This is a genomic window from Asticcacaulis sp. P2_B1 (genome assembly GCF_056404915.1).
This window is the reverse complement of the sequence record NZ_JBFUDD010000009.1, coordinates 1-22,252: the sequence shown is the minus strand read 5'-3', so window position 1 is coordinate 22,252 and position 22,252 is coordinate 1. Positions and strand designations below refer to the sequence as shown.

Sequence of the window (22,252 nt, the reverse complement as noted above, 5' to 3'; positions counted from 1 at the left end):
TGTTTTGACGCGCAATTTATACAAAAAGTGGGAGCGTATCTCCGGCTTTGCGGTCTTGGATTGCGCTCTAGAGACATTACAGGAGTCGAAACGATGAGCGCTACAATTTCGTCAGCGACCATGCATCACCGCCGGCACTTGGCCGGCACAACGGCGCTTCTCATCGTCTGGACCATGTCCGCCGGCCATGCCGGGGCGACTCCCTTGCCGACCGGCGGCGTGCCAAGCGTGGGCACGCCCACCATCACGACCACGGCCAATGATGTGACGGTCGATCTCAACGACACGTCGACCGTCATCAACTGGGTGACCTTCGATATCGGCAACGGCAAGACCGTCACCTTCGACCACGGCACCGCGGCCGGCGACCTAGCCGTGCTCAATCGCGTATCGGGCCTTCTTGGGCCGTCGCAGATCAACGGCTCGCTGAATGCCTCCGCCGATATTTCGGTGTGGCTGCTCAATCCGTCAGGTATCCTGGTCGGCAACGGCGCCGCCATCAATACTGGCTCGCTGTTCCTGTCGACACTCAATGTCACCGACGCGGATTTCAGCGACGGCAATGGCGTCTATGCCATGAAGACAGGGATCAATGGCGACGGCACGCTCAATCCCCTGTGGACGGCGACGGGTGCGATCAACCTGACCGGGTCAGGCGCCATCACGACCGGCGGGCCATTGATGATCGTCGGCCAGGACATAACGGCCGACAAGACGATCAATGCCGGCGGCGACATTGCCCTGGTCGCGGCCAGGGATCTCAGCCTGACCTATAGCCCGGGCAGCCCGCTCAGCATGACCATCAACGCCGGCACGACCTTGGCCACCGCCAAGGTCAAGGTCGGGTCGTCGGGCAAGCTGACCGGTGATTCCATCATCATGGGCGGGTCGGCCGATATTACCGACGTCCTGTTGAACGTCAATTCCGGCGCCGAGCTGAAGGCGACTTCGGTCGATGGCCGGGTCATCCTGTCGGTCGGCGAGGACGTGGCGGCGACGGGAACCCAGGCGGGCCTGACCTTTGGCGACGTCGGTTTGGCCGCCAAGATCGATTCGCGCGGCACCTTGACCTCCACCGGCGACGTCATCGCCACGGGCCAGGGCGACGTCCAGGTCATCGGGCCGGTGACGGCAGAGGGCAATTATGCCGTGGCCGGCGACAATATCGTCCTGGCCGGCGCACAAGCGGCGGGCGGGCGGGTCGATATTACCGGCAGCGATATTTCGCACGGCACGACCGCCCTGACCCTGACGTCGAACAAGGACGACGCCAGCGCCACGGGCACGCTCAACCTGACGTCCTCCGGCGCCATAAATTTGTTCAATACGACGTTGAACGGTGGCGCGACGCGCACGGCCAATGTCGTGGTGGCCGCCGGGGCAGGCGCAGATGTGACCCTGGCGGACGTCAATGGCCTGGGCCTGCTAGGCCTGGGTGCGCGCGACGGCGATATCACGGTCGGCAATGTCCATGTCGAGAGCAATCTGAACCTGAAAACGACGGCCGGCGCCATCTCGACCAAGGCGCTCACGGTCGGCGGCGCGGCCCAGACTCTAAGCCTGGATGCCACCGGCGATGTCACGGGCAATGGCTTACTGCATGCCACGGGTGGGACGACGGTCACCACGGGCGCCAATGCACGGTTGAGCAATGTCAGGAGCGACACCGGCGACGTCATCGTCACGGCGGCCACCGGCCAGGTTACGGGCCTGACCCCGACCTCACGCAGCAACCTGGAAGCCACGGCCGGCCTGGTCAGGGTCACCGGCGGCACCAAGGCCTTGGTCGGTACGGTCAAGGCGGGGACCGATATCGACGTCAGCGCCGATACGGTCGACGTCACCAGCGCCACGGCGGATGCGGGTGCGGTCAGTCTGATTGCCGACGCCGGCAATGCCACCCTGGGCAGCGGGTCGTCGGGGACGACAGCGCTGTTGCAGGCCAGCGGCGATGCCGACCTGACCGGTGCCTTTACGGCAGGGACGACCGGTACGGTCAGCGCCGGCGGCGCGGCAGACGTCAACAGCCTGACGGCTGGTGGCACCGCCAAGATCGATGCCGTCACGACGGCAGACGCCACCCTGATCAAGAGCACCGGCGCCGACGTATCTGTGACGGGCGCCAGCGTCGATGTCACGACGGCCGAAGCCGATACCGCCCTGGTCATGACGGCCACCAACGGTAATATGAAGCTGGGCACCGGCACGGCCGGGACGACGGCCGACCTTGCGACAACCGGCGGGGCCGGCGATGTCGTCGTCACCACCTCGCTCGAGGCGGGCGGCAATGCCACGGTCAACGCCAATGGTGACGCGCGCCTGGTTTCGGTCAAGAGCGATACCGGCGCTGTCGATGTCACGGCTGTCGGCGAAGTTACCGGTCATACCGGCGCCGATCGCGCCAATCTTGAGGCCACGGCCGGTCTGGTCAAGGTCACGGGCGGCACCAAGGCCTTGCTGGGTACGGTCACGGCGGGCACATCGATCGACGTCACCGCCGATACGCTGGATGTGGCCAATGCCACGGCCGGCAGCTCACTGAGCCTGATCGCCGACAATGGCAATGCCAAGCTGGGTACAGGATCCGCGAGCACGACGGCGGACATGGAAACGACGGGCGGGGCGGGTGACGTCACGGTGTCGACCTCGCTGGATGCGACCGGCGCGGCAACCGTCACCTCGATCCGCAACGCCCGCCTGGCCTCGATGACGAGCGATACCAGCGATGTCACGGTCACGGCGACCGGCGGCGAAGTCACAGGTGTGGGCGCAGGCGGACGGGCAGATCTCGAAGCCACGCTCGGCAAGGTCACGGTAACCGGCGGCACCAAGGCGGTACTGGGTGCTGTGACGGCCGGCACCGATATCGCCGTCACAGCCGATACGATCGATTCCAGCAGTGCCGACGCCACGGGCGCGGTCAGTCTGTTCGCCGATGCCGGCGATGCGATCCTGGGCAGCGGCTCTTCGGGGACGTCTTTGCTGTTGCAATCGAGCGACGATGCGTCCCTGACCGGCACGTTCAATGCGGGAACGACTGGCCAGATTATCGGTGGCACGACCGCGCATGCCGGCAATCTGACGACCGGCAGCACGGCAACGATTCAGGCGGCCACCGCAGCTTCGGCGGATTCGGTCATCAGTACGGGCGCCGATATTTCGGTGACGGGCGCCAGCGTCAATGTTACCCATGCGGATGCCGCGACGGCCCTGGTCCTGACGGCGAGCAACGGCAATGCGACGTTGGGCGACGGCACGGCCGGAACGACCGCGAATGTGTCGACAACGGGCGGCAATGGTGATGTCATCGTCAACACCTCGCTGGATGCGACCGGTACAGCCACCGTCACTTCAGACGGCGATGCCCGTTTGGTCTCGGTGACCAGCGACACGGGTAATGTCGATGTCACGGCTGCGGGCGGTGAAGTGACCGGCGTCGCTGGCGGGCGCGCCGATCTGGCGGCGACCTTGGGTACGGTCACAGTGACCGGCGGGACCAAGGCGCGGTTGGGCGTGCTGACAGCCGGTACGGATATCAATGTGACGGCCGATACGATCGACGCGACCAGCGCCAATGCCACGGGGGCGGTCAGTCTTTTCGCCGATGCCGGCGATGCGACCCTGGGTAGCGGCTCATCGGGCACGACGGCGCTGTTGCAGGCCAGCGACGATGCCTCCTTGACGGGCGCCTTCAATGCCGGGACGACCGGCCAGATCATCGGCGGCGGTACGGCCCACGCCGGCAATCTGACGACCGGCAGTACGGCGACGATCCAGGCCGGCACGGTGGCTACGGCGGATTCCGTTACCAGCACAGGCGCCGATATTTCGGTGACCGGCGCCAGCCTTGACGTCGGTAGTGCCGATGCTGCGACGGCCCTGGTCCTGACCGCCAGCAATGGCAATGCGTCTTTGGATACCGGCACGGCCGGCACGACCGCGGCGATTTCGACGACGGGCGGCAATGGCGATGTCGTTGTTTCCACATCTCTGGAATCGACAGGTGGCGCCACGGTAACCTCCGATGGCGACGCCCGCCTGGCTTCGGTGACCAGCAATACCGGCAATGTCGATGTCACGGCTTCTTCGGGTGAAGTCACCGGCATTGGCGCTGGCGGCCGCGCCGATCTGGCCGCGACCTTGGGCACGGTGACCGTCACCGGCGGCACCAAGGCGCGGTTGGGCGCTGTCACGGCCGGCACGGATATCGGCGTCACGGCCGACGTGATCGATGTCACCAGCACCAACGCCACAGGCGCGGTCAGCCTGTTCGCCGACACCGGAAACGCCACCCTGGGCAGCGGTTCTTCGGGTACGACGGCTTTGTTCCAGGCTGGTGGCGACGCGTCCTTGACGGGTGCCTTCACTGCCGGAACGACGGGCCAGATCATCGGCGGTGGCGCGGCCCATGCCGGTACTCTGACAACGGGCGGCACGGCGACGATTCAGGCCGGTACAGTGGCTTCGGCGGATTCCGTCACCAGCACCGGGGCCGATATTTCGGTCACCGGCGCCAGCGTCAATGTCGGTACGGCGGACGCGGACACGGCCCTGGTCTTGACCGCCAGCAATGGCAACGCCGCCTTGGGTACCGGCACGGCCGGGACGACCGCCGATGTCTCGACCACAGGCGGGGCCGGCGAGGTCATCGTTTCCACATCTCTGGAAGCGACGGGCGACGCAACGATCACCTCCATCGGCGATGCTCGCCTGGTCTCGGTCAAGAGCGACGGCGGCGCGGTGACGGTCACGGCGGCCGGTGGCGAGGTCACGGGCCTGACGTCCGGCGCGCGGGCCAATCTCGAAGCCACGAACGGCCTGGTCAAGGTCACGGGCGGCACCAAGGCGCTGCTCGGCACAGTCGCGGCCGGGACCTCGATCGATGTCGCTGCCGACCGAGTCGATGTCTCCAATGCGACGGCCACCCTGGGCTCCGTCAACCTGGTCGCCGATGCCGGCGATGCGCGCCTCGGTGGCGGTTCGTCGGGCACCTTCCTGTTCCTGCAAGGCAGTAATGATGCCTCCCTGGTCGGCACGTTTAACGCCGGCACGACAGCCGATGTCGCGGCCGGTACCACGGCGAATGTCAACAACCTGACCTCGGCCGGCGCGGCGACGATCCAGGCCGGGACGGCGGCGACGGTCACTTCGGTCACCAGTTCTGCAGGCAGTATTTCTGTCACCGGCGCCAGTGTCGATGTCACGACGGCCGATGCCGATCAGGCGCTGACCCTGACGGCCAGCAACGGCGACGCCAAACTGGGCACCGGCACGGCCGGCACGACGGCCGGTCTGGCGACAACCGGCGGAGCCGGCGATGTCATCGTCTCGACCTCGCTCGATGCCGGCGGCACGGCGACGGTCAACTCTGTCGGTGATGCGCGCCTGGTTTCGGTGACGAGCGATACGGGCGATGTCAATGTGACCGCGCTCGGCGGTGAAGTCACCGGCCTGACCACCAATGATCGCGGCAATCTCGAAGCGACGGCGGGCAATGTCACGGTGACAGGCGGCACTAAGGCGCGTCTCGGTACCGTGACGGCGGGTAATGCGATCGATGTGAGCGCCGACACGCTGAATGTCGCCAGCGCCAATGCCGGCACTGGTTCGCTCAGCCTGGTCGCCGATACCGGCGACGCGACCTTGGGCAACGGATCTTCGGGCACGACGGCCCTGTTGGATGCCAATGGCAACGCCAATCTGACCGGCACGCTGATGGCTGGTACGACAGGTACCGTGACGGCGGGTGGCGCCGCGAATGTCAACACATTGACGGCGGCGGGCTTGGCGACGGTCGGCGCAGGTACGTCCGCCACGGTCGCTTCGGTGACCAGTACGGCCGGCGATGTCTCTGTGACGGGCGCCAGTGTCGATGTCACGAATGCCGACGCCGATCAGGCGCTCACCCTGACCGCCAGCAATGGCGATGCCCGGCTCGGCACCGGTACGGCGGGCACGACGGCCAATGTCTCGACCACGGGTGGGGCAGGGGACGTTGTGGTTTCGACCTCTCTGACCGCCGGCGGCACGGCTACGGTCGGCGCTGACGGCGATGCGCGTCTTGTGACGGTCAAGAGCGATACCGGCGATGTCGCGGTGAGCGCCAATGGCGAAGTCACCGGCCTGACCTCGGGCGATCGCGGCAATCTCGAAGCAACGATCGGCAATGTCACGGTCACCGGCGGCACCAAGACGCTGCTGGGCACGGTTCAGGCCGGTAATGCCATCGGCGTTACGTCTGACCGGATCGATGTGACGAATGCGACGGCGACGGGTGGCTCGTTGAGCCTGATCGCTGACAACGGAAATCTCAAGCTCGGCACCGGTGTGGCCGGAACGACTGCCGATGTCGAGACGACCGGCGGCGCCGGCGATGTCAGCGTGTCGACCTCCCTGACCTCGGGCGGTACCGCGACCGTCAAGGCCGACGGCGATGCTCGCCTGGTCTCGGTCAAGAGCAATACCGGCAATGTCGATGTCACGGCCAACGGTGAAGTCACCGGCGTCGGCGCCGGGGCTCGCGCCAATCTCGAAGCTACGGCCGGCGCCGTCGCGGTTGCCGGTGGCACCAAGGCGCGGCTGGGCACGGTTACGGGCGGAACTTCGGTCGCTGTCAGCGCCGATACGGTCGATGTCACGACGGCGGACGCCCAAGGTGGATCTCTGTCCCTGATCGCCGATAGTGGCGACGCCACGCTTGGCACGGGTACGGCGGCCACGACCGCCCTGGTTCAGGCGTCGGGCACGGCCAATGTGACGACCTCGCTCGTCTCGGGCGGTACGGCGACCCTGACGGCCGGCGATGTGGCGACCACGCCCCTGATCCAAAGCACCGGAGCGGATGTCGTTGTCACCGGTAACAGCGTCGATGTCACCAGCGCCGACGCCTTCAACAACCTGACCATGACGGCCAATGCCGGCCTGCTTAAGGTGGACAGCGCCAAGGCGGGCGCCGCGCTTAATCTCGGTTCGACCGCGGGCGATGTCGATCTGACGACCGGCACGGCCGGGACGACGGCCCTGGTCACAGCCTCGGGCGAGGCCGATGTCAATTCGCTGACGTCGGTGGGTACGGCAACCGTCACGACCGGCGGCCTGGCCAAGATCGCGTCGGTCGAAAGCACCGGCGCGGATGTCGTCATCACCGGCGGCAGCGCCGATGTGACCGATGCCAAGGCGGACAACAACCTGTCGATCACGGCGACAGGCGGCGACGCGACGCTCAACACCGGCACGGCCAATGGCACGGCGCTGTTGAAGGCCTCGGGCGACGCCACGATCACGACCTCACTGATCTCCGGCGGCACGGCGACACTGGATGCCGGCAATACCGCCAAGGCCTTGCTCATCCGGAGTACGGCCGGCGACGTCGGTATTACCGGGACGTCGATCGACGTTACGACGGCCGATGCCTTCGGTGGGCTAGATGCCGAGTCGACTAGCGGTCTGGCCAAGTTCGGCACGGCGACCGCCGGCGGCGCGCTTAGCCTGGTTTCCGATACCGGCAATGTCACGGTCGATACCGGCAGCGCCGGGACGACGGCCCTTGTCCAGGGCGGCGGCAATGCCAGTGTAACGACATCCCTGACGGCCGGCGGGACGGCTACGGTCGCGGCGGGTAATCTGGCCGATGTCACCAAGGTCGAAAGCACGGGCGCGGACGTCGTAGTCAGCGGCGCTGACGCCAATGTCGACACGGCTATTGCCGACAACGACCTGTCGATCACGGCAACGGGCGGCAACGCGACCCTGGATACCGGCACCGCCAATGGCGCGGCGTCGCTCACAGCGTCGAACGACGCCACGATCACGACGTCTCTGATCTCCGGCGGCAAGGCGACCTTGGATGCCGGCAATGCGGCCAAGGCCCTGCTGATCCAAAGCACGGCCGGCGATGTCGGCATCACGGGGACCTCGATCGACGTTACGACAGCCGATGCGTTTGGTGGCCTCGACGCCGAGTCGACCAGCGGTCTGGCCAAGTTCGGCACGGCGACGGCCGGCGGCGCGCTCAGCCTGGTTTCCGATACCGGCAGTGTCATGGTCGATACCGGCAGCGCCGGCACGACGGCCCTGGTCCAGGGCGGCGGCAATGCCAATGTTACGACGTCCTTGACGGCCGGCGGGACGGCAACGGTCACGGCGGGTAATCTGGCCGATGTCACCAAGGTCGAAAGCACAGGCGCGGACGTCGTTGTCAGCGGCGCTGACGCCGATGTCGACATGGCTATTGCCGATACCGACCTGGCGATAACGGCGACGGCTGGCGACGGCACACTCGGCAGCGGCACGGCCAATGGCACTGCGTCGCTCACGGCATCGAACGACGCCACGATCACGACCTCTCTTATCTCCGGTGGCAAGGCGACCTTGGACGCCGGCAATGCGGCCAAGGCCCTACTGATCCAAAGCACGGCGGGCGATATCGGTATTATCGGCCAGAGCGTTGATGTCACGACCGCCGATGCCTTCGGCGGCCTGGACGCCAGAGCCACAGCCGGATCCGCGACCTTCGATACGGCGACTTCGGGCGGTAAGGCCCTGATCATTGCCGGAACACTGGCCAAGATCAACTCGGTCGAAAGCACCGGCGCCGATGTCGAAGTGACCGGCGCCGACGTCGACATTACCACGGCCAAAGCGTTCACCAACCTGTCGCTGAAGAGCACGACCGGCGACGTCACCCTGGGTACCGGCACGGCCAACGGCACAGGCTTCATCAAGGCGGCGGACGATGCTACCGTCACGACTTCGCTGATTTCCGGCGGCAAGGCGACGCTCAATGCCGGCGATGTTTCCAAGGCCTTGCTGATCCAGAGCACTGGCGGAGATGTCGCCATCAATGCCAAGAGCATCGACGTGACGACGGCGACAGCCTTTGGCAATCTCAAGGCTGACGCCACGGATGGCAATACCGACCTGGGTTCGGCGACGGCCGGTGGCACCCTTAACCTGATTTCCGATACCGGTGATGTGACGGTCGATACGGGTAGCGCTGGCACGACCGCCCTGGTCAAGGGCGCCGGTGCGGCGACGGTGACCACGTCCCTGACTTCCGGCGGCACGGCGACGGTAACGGCGGGCACCTTGGCGAAGATTGCTTCGGTTGAAAGCACCGGGGCCGATGTTGTGGTCTCTGGTGCCAATGTCGACGTGACCAATGCCATCGCGGACAATAACCTGTCGATCGACGCGACGGGCGGGGACGCTTTGCTCGGCACAGGTTCGGCAAACGGCACGGCATCCCTTACGGCCTCGAACGACGCGACCGTCACGACCTCACTGGTCTCCGGCGGTACGGCCAATTTGGATGCCGGCGGCACGGCCAAGGCGTTGCTGATCAGGAGCACCGGCGCCGGTGTTGTCGTAAGCGGGGGCGATGTCGATGTCACGACTGCTGACGCGGACACCGATCTGGACATCACTTCGACTGCCGGCAAGGTCGCGCTGACTACCGGCACGGCGGGGGGGGCGGCGACCATCAATGCCGCCACGGAAGCCGATGTTAATTCCCTGACCTCGGTTGGTAAGGCGACGATTACGACCGGTACCCTGGCCGATATTGCAACGGTCAAGAGCTCTGCCGGCGATATCGAGGTCACAGGCGCGGATGTCAACGTCACCGATGCCGATGCCTTCAACAACCTGTCCCTAACGGCGACGGCCGGCGATGCGACGCTCGATACCGGCGCGGCGAATGGTTCGGCCCTGGTCAAGGGATCCGGCGACGCCACTATCACGACCTCTCTGATCTCGGGCGGCACGGCGACGGTAACGGCGGGCACCTTGGCGAAGATTGCTTCGGTTGAAAGCACCGGGGCCGATGTTGTGGTCTCTGGTGCCAATGTCGACGTGACCAATGCCATCGCGGACAATAACCTGTCGATCGACGCGACGGGCGGGGACGCTTTGCTCGGCACAGGTTCGGCAAACGGCACGGCTTCACTCACGGCCTCGAACGACGCCACGATCACGACCTCGCTCATCTCGGGTGGTACGGCGACTTTGGATGCCGGTGGAACGGCCAAGGCACTGTTGATCCGGAGCACGGGCGCTGGCGTTGTCGTTAACGGTGGCGATGTCGATGTCACGACTGCTGACGCGGGCACCGATCTGGACATTACCTCAACGGCCGGTAAGGTCGCGCTGACGACCGGCACGGCGGGTGGCGTTGCGACAGTCGATGCCGCTACGGAAGCCGATATCAATTCCCTGACCTCGGTCGGCAAGACGACGATTACCGCTGGCACCCTAGCCGATGTCGCGACGGTCAAGAGCTCTGCCGGCGATATCGAGGTCACGGGCGCGAATGTCGACGTCACCAATGCCGACGCCTTCAACAATCTCAGCCTGACGGCGACGACCGGCGACGCCACACTCGATACCGGTACGGCGAACGGTACCGCCCTGGTCAAGGGCTTCGATGACGCGACGATCACCACCTCGCTGATCTCGGGTGGTACAGCGACATTGGATGCCGGCGGTACCGCCAAGGCACTTCTGATCAGGAGCACCGGCGGCGGTGTGGCGATCACGGGTGGCGATGTCGATGTCACGACGGCCGGTGCGGACACCGATCTGGGGATCACCTCAACGGCCGGTAAGGTCGCGCTGACGACCGGCACGGCGGGCGCGTCGGCGACCATAGATGCCGCCACGGAAGCCGATGTCAATTCCCTGACCTCGGCCGGGAAGGCGACGATCACGGCCGGAGCCCTGGCCGACATTACCACTGTCAACAGCACGGCTGGCGACATTGAAGTGACGGGCGCCGATGTCGACGTCACCAATGCCGCTGCCTTCGGCAATCTCTCGCTGACGGCAACGGCCGGCGATGCCACGCTCGACACCGGCACGGCCAACGGCACGGCCCTGGTCAAGGCGTCGAATGACGCCACCATTGCCACCTCACTGATTTCCGGCGGAACCGCAACATTGGACGCCGGCAATGCCGCCAAGGCGCTGTTCATCCAAAGCACCGCCGGCGATGTCGTGCTCAAGGGTAAGACGATCGATGTCACGACCGCCGACGCCTTCGGCGACCTGTCGGCGACCGTCACCGGTGGCGATGCCACATTCGGCACGGTCAATGCCGACGGTGCGCTCAGTCTTATCAACAGTGCTGGAAATATTACCGTTGACCAGGCGACGGCCGGCACGACCGCCCTGGTCCAGGGCTCGCGCGACGCCACGATCACGACCTCGCTGATCTCGGGCGGTAATGCCACGGTGACGGCCGGTCGGGACGCCAGGATCAACCTGATCCGCAGCACGGGCGGCGACATCGTTGTCGGCGGCCGTACAGTCGATGTCACAACCGCCGAGGCGAACAAGGCCCTGAGCCTGAACGCGACGGTCGGCGACACGATCCTGGGCACGGGAACGGCCGGCACGACGGCGTCGATTACGGCTAATGACGATCTTGCTATTGCCTCCCTGACGGCGGGCGACACCGCCACGATTACCGCCGGCGATCTCGTCAAGGTGACAACGGTTCAGACGACCAATGGTGATATTGTCATCACCGGACGTCGCGCCGATATCACCACGGCCAATGCTGACGACAACCTGTCGGTCACGGCGACGGCCGGCAATGCCGTCCTCGATACCGGTACGGCGGGTGGTACGGCCCTGCTCAGTGCAACCGGCAATGCGACTGTGACGACGTCTCTGACGGCGGGCGACACGGCGACCATCGACGCCGGCGGCAAGGTTACCGTAGCTGATGTCGAAAGCACCGGCGGCGATATTTCGGTTAATGCTAGGACGGTCGACATCACGACGGCCGAGGCCAATAAGGCGCTCGATGTCACGGCTACAGCCGGCCTGCTCAAGATTGCCACGGCCAAGGCCGGCACCGATCTCGGCCTGCATGCCACGGCCGGCGATATCGCCCTGACGACCGGCACGGCCGGCGACGCGGCGACGCTCGATGCCACAGGCAAGGCGGATGTCAACGCGCTGACCTCGGGCGGTAATGCCAGTGTCACGTCCGGCGGCAAGGCGACCATAGCTTCGGTCACAAGCACCGGCGCGAACGTCGCCATCACCGGCGGCAGCGTCGATGTCACGACGGCGACCGCCGACAAGGCGCTCGATATCGCGGCGACCGGCGGCGACCTGCTGCTGGCCACCGGCACGGCGGGTACGACGGCGGACCTGACCTCTTCGGGCAAGACGACCGTCACGACGGCCCTGACCTCGGGCGGCACGGCGACGGTTACAGCCGGTACGGACGCCAAGGCCTTGCTGATCGCCAGCACCGGTGGCGATATCGCGGTCAATGCCAGGACGGTCGATATCACGACCGCCAATGCCAAAAAGGCGCTCGATGTCACCGCTACGGCGGGTCTGCTGAAAGTCGCGACGGCTACCTCAGGCACCGACATGAACCTCACCGCGACGAACGGCGACATTGCGCTGACGACCGGCACGGCCCATGGCGCGGCAACGCTCAACGCTTCGGGCAAGGCCGATATCACCACCTTGACGGCGCGCAACACGGCCAGTGTAACCACGGGCGGCAAGGCGACCATTGCCTCGGTCCAGAGCACCGCGGGCGATGTCGACATCACCGGCGGCAGCGTCGGTGTCACGAAGGCTATGGCCAAGAAGGCGCTGAAGATTACGACGACCGGTGGCGACCTGTTGCTGGCCACCGGCGCCGCGGGTACGACAGCGGATTTGGCTTCGTCGGGCAAGACGACCATCATGACGGCCCTGACGTCCGGCGGCAAGCTCACCATCAATGCCGGCACCGACGCCAAGGCCTTGCTGATCAAGAGCACGGGTGGCGATATCTCGGTCAATGGCAGAACGGTCGATATCACGACCGCTGACGCCAATAAGGCGCTCGACGTGACCGCTACAGCCGGTCTGTTGAAGATCGTCACCGCCAAGGCCGGGACTGATCTCGATCTCAAGTCGACGGCCGGCGACATCGCCCTGACGACCGGCACGGCCGGGGATACCGCGACCCTGAATGCGTCCGGCAAGGCCGATGTCACTTCGCTAACCTCAGGCGGCACGGCCAGCATCACCTCGCGCGGCAAGGCGACAATTGCGTCGGTCGAAAGCACAGGCGGCAATGTCGATATCACCGGCGGCGACGTCGATGTCACGACCGCCAAGGCGAACAAGGCCCTGGCAGTCACGGCCACGACCGGAGACGCTTTGGTTGCGGTCGGCACGGCGGGCACCACGGCCGTGGTCAAGGGCTTCAACAAGGCTGACGTCACGACCTCGCTGATTTCCGGCGGCACGGCGACCCTGACGGCCGGTGGCATGGCCCACGCCACCCTGATCCGCTCGACCGGGGCCGACGTCAAGGTTACCGGCGGTGCGGAAACGGTCGATACGGCCGAGGCTAATACTGCGCTCAGCCTGATTGCCGGCGATGGCGATGCCACACTCGGTACGGGTACTTCGGGTACGACGGCCTTGATCAAGGCGTCCGGCAAGACCACGATCACCGGCTCGCTGATCGGTGGCGGCCTGGTTACCGACACGGCCGGCACGGATGCTGTCGCCAACCTGATCCAGAGCACCGGCGGTGACGTCCTGATCGACGGCAAGACGGTTACGGTCACGGCGGCGGGCGCCCACAACAATCTCGATATGGAAGCCAGCGCCGGCGCCGCGACACTGGGCACCGGCACGGCCGGTGGGTCTATGCGCCTGATCGCCGCGGCCGGCGATGCCAGCCTGGGCACCGGAACGGTCGGGACGACGGCGTTAGTCCGGGGTGCCGGCAAGGTCGATGTCAGCAATAGCCTGACCTCGGGCGGCACGGCGACCTTGCTGGCCGGCGGCGCGGCCACAATCAATACGATCAAGAGCACGGGCAGCGATATCATCATCACCGGCGGCTCGGTCAATGTCACCAATGGCGACGCCAAAGGGCAGTTGAATACGACCGCCACGGCAGGCGACCTGATGGTTGGTACCGCCAAGGCGGGTTCGTCGCTCAGCCTGGTCGCCGATGCCGGCAACGCCACGCTGGGGACCGGTACGGCCGGAACCACGGCGCTGATCAAGGCGTCGGGCAAGACCGATATTACCGGTTCGCTGACGGCTGCCGGTCTCGTTACCGACATGGCGGGCACGGATGCTGTCGCCAACCTGATCCGGAGCACGGGCGGCGATGTCGTGGTCACGGGTCAAACCGTCAATCTCACGACCGCCGACGCCAGCCAAAATCTGACGGTCGAGGCCAGCAATGGCGCGGCTACGGTCGGAACCGGCGCCGCCGGCCAGGTGCTCACCCTGATCGCCGATGCCGGCGATGCCACGCTCGGTAACGGCACGGCCGGTACGACGGCCCTGGTCAAGGCCTCGGGCAAGGCCAGCATCACCGGGACCTTGACCTCGGGCGGTTTGGCCACCTTGACGGCGGGCGGCAATGCCAATGCCGGCACGATCCAAAGCACGGGAAGCGACGTCGTCGTCACCGGCGGCTCGGTCGACCTCGGCCAGGCGACGGCGCAAAACGCCCTGATGGTTACCGCCAACACGGGCGATCTCACCCTCGGAACGGGGATGGCCGGCACGACAGCCGATCTGAAGACAGCAGGAGTGGGCGATGTCAATGTTACCAGCTCGCTGACCTCGGGCGGCAAGACGGCCATCGACTCGGGCCGCGACGTCCATCTGGCGTCCCTGACCAGCACTGGCGACGATATCGACGTCACCGCGGCGGGCCTTATCCGCCTGGGCGATGTTACGGCGGCCGATCATACCATCACGCTCAACGGCGCCGATGGCGACTTCACCGGCGACATCGCGGCCAAGACGATTATCGTCAACTCAAGCGGCGATCTGCGCCTGGGCACCGACCCGGAAGGCACGGCGGGCTTCGACCTGTCGGAGACCGAGCTCAACCATATCAAGGCCTCGGGCGCCGACAGCGCGGTCACACTCGACGCCCACGACCATGCCGTCCGCATCGGCGATACGGCCTGGACGCTGGTCGATCCGGCGACGACGGTCAATATCTTCACAACTGATCGCATCGACATTTCGGGACGCTTCATGACCGATCCTGGCGCCGACAAGTTCAGCGCTACGACCGGAACCCGCACCGTCGTTCTCGGCGGTTCGGCCGATGACGATAATGCCAAGGCCAAGGTCATCCGCATTTCGGCGACCGCCGACGCCGGCGGCCGTATCGATGTCGGCCAGGGTGTCCTGGAGCTGCGCGGTGACGCCATCGGCGCCGGCCAGGAGCTCAACTTCCTTGACTCGATCGGTGTCGATGCCGGCGAAACCCCGATCACGGCCGAGGTGGCGGCGCGCAACTATGTCAGCCAGCCCGGCTCGACGCTTTATCGTGCCCGCACCGTCTATGCCGATCCGATCCTGATCCGCGCCGGTCAGATGAAGGTCCACTATGCCAGCTTCGCCATGTTCCAGAACACTGGCCTGGCCGGTCAGAACACCGGAGTCGTCCTGGGCGGCACCCTGACCACGCCGACCGAAGGCGCCATCCAGATCGACGCCGACAGCGCCTCGGCGCTCAACGCCTTTGCCGTCTATGGCGAAATCAATCAGGTCCAGGGCGTGGGTTCGGCCCTGCTGGGTCAGAACATCATCGTCCTCAGCGGACCGGTCAGCCCTGGCAATACACGGATCAATGGCTGCGTCATCGGCGCGGCAACGGCCTGCCTGTCCTCGTCCCTGGTCCAGCCGCCGTTGAACGTCTTCGACAGCAGCAAGGTCAATGTCCTCAATACGGTGGCGCCCGACCTGTCGTTCGACTCGGTCCTGAGCTCCAACAACGAGACCCTGTTCTCCGATATCGCGGCGCCCGCCTCGACCCTCGACGAACCATGCGATCCCAACAATCCCGCCCGTCCGTGCCCAGCCAAGGGGACCCCGCAATGACGCTCCTGCGTGTAATCGTCCCAGTTGTGACAGCCACCGTTCTTGGGGTGGCGGCCTTCGCGGTCCCTGCGCCGGTGCGCGCGGCTGAAACCCCGATCCCGGACTCCTTCCTGCTGGGGCGCGACGCCAATGGCGAACCGTGCACGGCCAGCCGGACGTGGAACGACCCGCGTGTCAGCAAGTACGACCGTACCTATGCCATCATCTGCCGCGGCGTCGCCGCCGGCCGATCCCAGGGCACATTGATGATCATCAATGCCGAATATCCTGGCTCCGCCACCGAGCCGTGTGCCGAGGACAGGGCGGCGGAAATCAAGGATATCGGGCCGGTCGACGCCCGTCAGTGTTTCGATAGTTCGGGCGGCATTCCCCTGGTGTCGGCCAGTTTCAAGCGCGGCAAATATCTTTATCGCGGCGAGGCGGCCTTCACCGCTACCGGACCAATGGAGGCGGGGCTGCGTACCCTGGCCGAGGTGGCGCCGCCAATCAAGGATCGTTATCAGGACGACACGCCCTCGATTGATCCGTCCAGCCTGCCGGCGGCGCCGGCTGTGTCCGCCACAGCGTCCGCGCCCGGCAATGACAACTTCCTGCCCGAGGTTACCCTGGGTCAGGGCATACTGCTTAATCAGCAAGGCTCCTATGTCGAAGCCTCGCGTATGCTGAATGACGGCCTGAGCCGGTTGCGGCCCGACACGGCTACCTTCACCAAGGCGGAGTTCGATCTCGAAGCCGCCGTCGCCGATTCCAATATCGGTCAGTTCGATTCGGCCGATGCCCACTTTGCCGATGCCAGGGCCCTGCTCAGTGCCAACGGGACCGACAAGGTCGGATCCTATCTGTTGCGCAAATTGTCGACCTATGAAGCGCTCGACGCCATCAATCGCCGCCAATGGACCGATGCATTGACCGCCCTGCAATCGGGCGAGCGGGCCAGCAATCCGCTGATGGATACGGCGACCTTGGCGACCTTGAACCAAACCTCGCCCAATAATCGCGCCACCGGTTCGGCCGCGGTCGTCGATCGCGGCGAATTGGCGGCCAAGCTGCTGGAAGCCCAACGCAACTGGGCCGCCAGCGTCGCCTGGCTGGGCGCCGGCGACAATGACAAGGCCTCCGCTGCGCTTGATCAGGCCGTCGTCTATGTCAACTTGCTGCAGCAAAGTGTGCGCGCCGATAGTCTACTGGGTATGAAGGCGCGAATCGAGCGCCAGAAGGGCCGCTTGCAGGCTCGTCAAGGCGACACCACGGGCGCGATCGCGAGTTTCGATTGTGCGCTGGCCCTGTTGCAGGGCGGTATGCTCAAGGATAGCAGCGCTTGCCTGTTCGACTTGGCCCCCAGCGCCGCCATCCTGTCCGTCACCGGCTCCAGCGCTTTTGCCGGCCCGGTCATCGCCGAAACTCAGCTGGAACGGGCCAGCCTGTTGTCGCGTGACGCGTCCGTCAGCCCCGACGAGATCATCAAGGCCTATAGCAGCGCGATCGACTCCCTGCTGGCGTCCAGCGATGTCGGCGAGCGCCAGCCGGCGGAATTGGAGCCCTATTTCGACACCCTGATCCAGAAGGCAGCCGCCAACCCGACATCGGGCGCCGAAGACCTCTATTTCAAGGCCATCCAGGCCATCGGCGAGCCGGCGGTCGCCCGCCAGGTCGCGCAGCTGCAAAATGTTGTCACCGGTGATAGCGCCCTGGGCGCCAAGGTCAGGGACCGTTCCGAACTGGAACGCAAGGTTGTTCAGCTACGCTACCAGATATCGACCAATTCGACGCTTGACGCCGCGGCCGTTGCCGATCTCGATCAGCAGCGCCAGACGGCGGAAAACGAACTGATCGCCGTCAATACTCAGCTGGCCGCGGACCCGCACTTCCGCATGGTCGACGACCAATTGGTCACCATTGCCGACATCCGCGCCGCGTTGAAGCCTGGTGAGTTCTATCTCAAGGTCACCGAGCTCAAACAGCACAGCTACGCTATCGTGATTGGCCGCGGCGAGACCTTCCTCTATCGGATCGCTGTCAGTTCCGACGCCCTGACCAAGATATCCAACCGTGTGCGCCTGTCGATCCGTGACGACAGCGGGCAACTGCCTTATTTCGATGTTCAGGCGGCCTATGCCCTGTTCCACCTGATCAGCGGTCCGGCCGAAGCCAAGCTGCGTCTGTCGCGAGCCATCATTGTCGATCCGTCGGGACCGTTGGAAAACCTGCCGGCCAGCGTCATGGTGACCAGTGCCGACAGCGTCAAACGCTATCTCGCCTCGGCCAAGACGGCGCCCTACGATTACAGCCATGTCGATTTCCTGGCCTATCGCTCGGACGTCTATTACGCCCTGTCGCCGCGCTCGCTGCTGATTTCACGCAGCTTGCCGCCCTCCCAAGCCGCGCATCCCTTCATCGGTTTCGGCCAGAACGCGCCGCCGCCGGCCGATCTGTCGTCCTATGCCGGCAGGAAGATCAATATCGGCGGCTGCGACATGGACTATGGCGATTTCCTCGGCATCATGGCGTCGAACAAGCCGGTCAGCGCCGAGGAAATCGGCCTGGCGGCGAATGCCCTGGGGGTCTCCGGCGCGCCGGAGGTGACGGGCTCGGCCTTCACCGACACCGCCCTGATGCAGAACAGCGATTCCGGCGCCTATGAGCAATATCAGGTCGTCCATTTCGCCACCCACGGTATCCCGGAAAGCAAGCTCGGCTGCTCTGACGTGCCGCCTTCCCTGATCACTTCGGTGGCGCCGATCGACGCGTCGGGCCAGATCGTCTCGGACGGTTTCCTCACCTTCCCCGATGTCGCCCAGATGCGTTTCGACGCCAATCTCGTCGTACTATCGGCCTGTGACACCGCTGCCGGCGTCAGCGGACAACTGGGCCGCCTGTCGGGTCAGGACGAGTCGGCGGCGACCCTGGACGGCCTGGTGCGCGCCTTTATCACGGCGCGGGCGCGGGCGGTCATGGCGACCTACTGGAACGTGCCGGCGTCGAGCGAAACCGATCAGTTGATCCAGACCTTCTACAGCACCGGCCGCATCTACGATATGGGCACGGCGCTCAGGAAGGCGCAGACGACCTTGATCGGGCAACCGCAATATTCGCATCCCTATTTCTGGGGCGCCTATGTGCTAATCGGCGACGGCAGCAAGTCGATGCTGACGAACACGCGCATGACGACGGCGTCGGCGCAGTAAGGATAAAAGGGCTATGTTAGTCGTCTCGGAAACGACCCAGGAAGCGTTGGCGGACTATGCCCGTCCGGCGTTTGCTGCGCGTCTGCGCGAGCCGCTGGCGGCCAAATATGCCGATATCCTGACACGCTTTCCGCAACATGTGCAGGCCCAGATCGTCAACCATATGCTGGCCCGCGCCGAGCTTTGGGGCCTGAATCAGCAACGTTCGTGCCTAGCCTTTTGCGAGTTCATGCTGAAGATCGCGCCCAATTTCGACGAGGAGCCGGAGATTCGCGCCGCCTTGACACGCGGTTATCCGACGCGCGACCGGGCGGTGCTGACCTTGCCGGAAGATGCAGGGGAGGCGGCATGGAACCGGGCGCAGTTGCGACGCTCGAACTTACCCTTGTTCATCCCGGCGGAACTGGTGGGCGCACCGACCCTGGATCAAACCGTCGCCGCCTTGCCGGTCGTACTGTTTGACCGGCCGCCGCAGCCGTCGGCGCGCACGGCGGTCGAACAGGCGTTGCCGACGGTGCAGAACCTCGGCCTGCGCGGTTTGAGCGACGCGCCCTTGGTGGTTTGTGTTTGCCGCGCCTTCTGGGGTGTCGACTTCATGAACCAGGCGTGGGCTCAGGTGCTGCTGCGCGAGCACTTTCCGGCGGAATTGGTCTTGAGTGCGTTACGGCTACGGCTGGCGCAAGACTACGGACGTTACGTATGACCCCGGGCGACGACTCATCCTGGGCCGAGCAGATGGCCGATACCGCAAAGACCGCCGCCGACAAGGGCGCGGACGCGGCGCAAAAAGCCATGGCCGATGCGGCGTCCGAAGCGCAGAAAAAGGCGACGGCGGCGGAGAAGGCGGCAGAAGGCAAGCTGGCCGAAGCTCAGGCCATGGCGCAGAAGGCGAAGGACGAGGCGGCGCAAAAGGCAGAGCAGCTGGAGGAGAAAGCCCAGGAAATAGAGGAAGAGGCTGAGAAGAAGGCGCAGGCCCTGGAAGAAAAAGCCGACCAGATCGAGCAGGAGGCCGAAGAAAAAGCCGAAGCGATGAAGGCCAAAGCGGATCAGTTGAAGGAGGAAGCCAAGGCCAAGGCGCAGGCCTTGCAGGACGAGGCGAAGCAGAAACTGGCCGACGCCGAACAGAAGGCCGACGAAATCAAGCAGAAGGCCGAAGAGGCCAAGGCTGAGGCCGAGGCCAAGATCCAGGAAATGCAGGACAAGGCGGAAAAGGCCGTCGAAGCCGCCGAGGAAAAGGCCGACGAGCTGCAAAAGCAGGCCGAAAAAGCTGTCGACGATGCAAAAGCGGCGGCCGAGGCCAAGGCCAAGGAGCTGGAAGAGCAGGCGGACAAGGCCATAGCCGCCGCTGAGGAAAAGGCTGACGAGCTGCAAAAAGAGGCCGAGCAGGCCATCGCCGACTCCGAAAAGAAGGCCCAGGAGATGGCCGACAAGGCGCAAAAGGCCGTCGACGATGCGCAAAAAAAGGCGGCCGAGCTCCAGAAAGAGGCCGAGAAGAAGGTCAAGGAGGCGCAGGAAAAGATCGACCAGGCCAAGAAGCAGGCGGAACAGGCGCTGAAAGATGCCCGTGAAAAGGCCGAGAAGGCTGCGGCCGACGCCAAGGCCAAGGCCGACGAAATGAAGCAGAAGGCCGAGGCCGAGGCGCGTGCCTTGCAACAGAAAATGAACGACATGATCGCCCAGGCTCAGGCCGCGATCGACGCCATCAATGCCAAGATCGCCGCCATGCTGGCCGAGGCCCAGAGGTTGGCGGACCTGGCGCGGCAAAAGGCTGAGGCCATTCGCGCCGCTGCCAAGGCCAAGATCGCGGCGCTGAAGGCCCAGGCGCTCGATATGCTCAACAAGGCCAAGGCGGCGATCGCCCTCGCCAAGGCGGTCATACTCTATCCGGCGGTTAGCCTGATCGACGCCGGCTACGAGATACTGCCGTGCGGCAAGATGATCCCCAATCCGTCGAGCCTTCTCAAGACCGTCGACAAGTTCGAGCAGGATCTGGAAAGCGGTCTCGACAACGAGCTGGCCGATCTGCTGGGCAAGTTCGACGCCCTGGAGCAGGAGGTCGACGACCTGTTCGAAAAGGCGCTGGACGCCATCAATGACATCTTCCAGCAGGCCCAGGCCTTTGTTCGCGACCAAATGGCCGATATCCTGGCGCAGTTGCAAAGCCAGCTGGCCAAGGCCCAGGAGATGGCCAACTATCTCATCGACAATGCCATCGATATGGCGAACGACGCCTACAGCCAGCTCGAAAAGGAAGCCACCGACCTCGCCAACCAGATCGATGAGGCTGCCAAGGAAGCCGAGCAAAAGGCCAATGAGGCCATGGAGCAGGGTCAGCAGATGCTGAATGAAGCTGCTCAAAAGGCCATGGACGAAGAAAAGGCCCTGGCCGAGCAAGCCAACAAGGCGGTGGACGAGGCGCAGAAGCAGGCGCAGGCCGCGATGGACGAGGCCAAGAAACAGGCTGACGCCGCCAAGGCCAAGGCCCAGGAAATGGCTGATGAAGCCAAGCAGGAAGCCAAGGCGGCGATAGCAGAAGCGAAGGAAGCAGCCGAGGAAGCCAAGGACAAGGCGGAAGAGGTCGCCAAACAGGCCGAGGACGCGGCGAAGGAAGCCGTGGACGAAGCCAAGCAGCAAGCCAAGGCGGCCGTAGAGGAAGCGAAGAAGGCGGCTGAGGAGGCCAAGGACAAGGCGGAAGAGGTCGCTAAGCAGGCTGAGGACGCGGCCACAGAAGCCATGGATGAGGCCAAGCAGGCAGCGGAAGCGGCTCAGAAAGAGGCGGAGGAAGCGGTCAAGGCAGCCGAAGAGAAGGCTGAAGAGGTCGAAAAGCAGGCAGAAGAGGCCGCCAAGGAAGCTGTCGACGAAGCCAAACAGGCGGCTGCAGAGGCCAAGAAGGAAGCGCAAGAGGCAGTCGACGAGGCCAAGAAAGAGGCCAAGGAAGCGGTCGATGAAGCGAAAAAAGAGGCGGAAGAGGCGGAAAAAGAAGCCGAGGACGCCGGCAAGGAAGCTGTCGACGAAGCCAAACAGGCGGTCGACGACGCCAAGGAGGAAGCGGAGGAAGCGACCGAAAAGGCCAAGGAGGCTACCCAGGAAGCCAAGGATGCCGCCGATAACGCTGCCGACGAAGCCAAGGGCGCGGCCAAGGAAGCGGAAGATACCGCCAAGGGCGCCGCGGACGAGGCCAAGGA

4 protein-coding genes are annotated in these 22,252 nt (G+C 65.0%); all 4 read left to right on the top strand.

The window, feature by feature from the left end; translation table 11 throughout:
- Positions 1 to 93 precede the first annotated feature (93 nt).
- A complete protein-coding gene (locus tag AC1DX3_RS17230; RefSeq protein ID WP_476990556.1) occupies positions 94 to 15,882 on the top strand; it encodes a beta strand repeat-containing protein in 15,789 nt (5,262 codons plus the stop codon).
- Positions 15,879 to 19,067, top strand: coding sequence for a CHAT domain-containing protein (locus AC1DX3_RS17225; protein ID WP_476990555.1), 3,189 nt, complete (start codon positions 15,879 to 15,881; stop codon positions 19,065 to 19,067). The genes AC1DX3_RS17230 and AC1DX3_RS17225 overlap by 4 nt, the downstream gene beginning before the upstream one ends.
- A gap of 13 nt (positions 19,068 to 19,080) precedes the next feature.
- Positions 19,081 to 19,770, top strand: a complete 690-nt coding sequence (locus AC1DX3_RS17220; RefSeq protein WP_476990554.1) for a hypothetical protein — start codon at positions 19,081 to 19,083, stop codon at positions 19,768 to 19,770.
- Positions 19,767 to 22,252, top strand: a 2,486-nt coding sequence (locus AC1DX3_RS17215) for a hypothetical protein (protein WP_476990553.1), incomplete at its 3' end; no start/stop codon positions are given. The genes AC1DX3_RS17220 and AC1DX3_RS17215, both read left to right, overlap by 4 nt.

Coding starts and splice junctions, on each gene's coding strand:
- AC1DX3_RS17220 (WP_476990554.1), top strand. CDS start 19,081: ATGTTAGTCGTCTCGGAAACGACCCAGGAAGCGTTGGCGGACTATGCC.
- AC1DX3_RS17225 (WP_476990555.1), top strand. CDS start 15,879: ATGACGCTCCTGCGTGTAATCGTCCCAGTTGTGACAGCCACCGTTCTT.
- AC1DX3_RS17230 (WP_476990556.1), top strand. CDS start 94: ATGAGCGCTACAATTTCGTCAGCGACCATGCATCACCGCCGGCACTTG.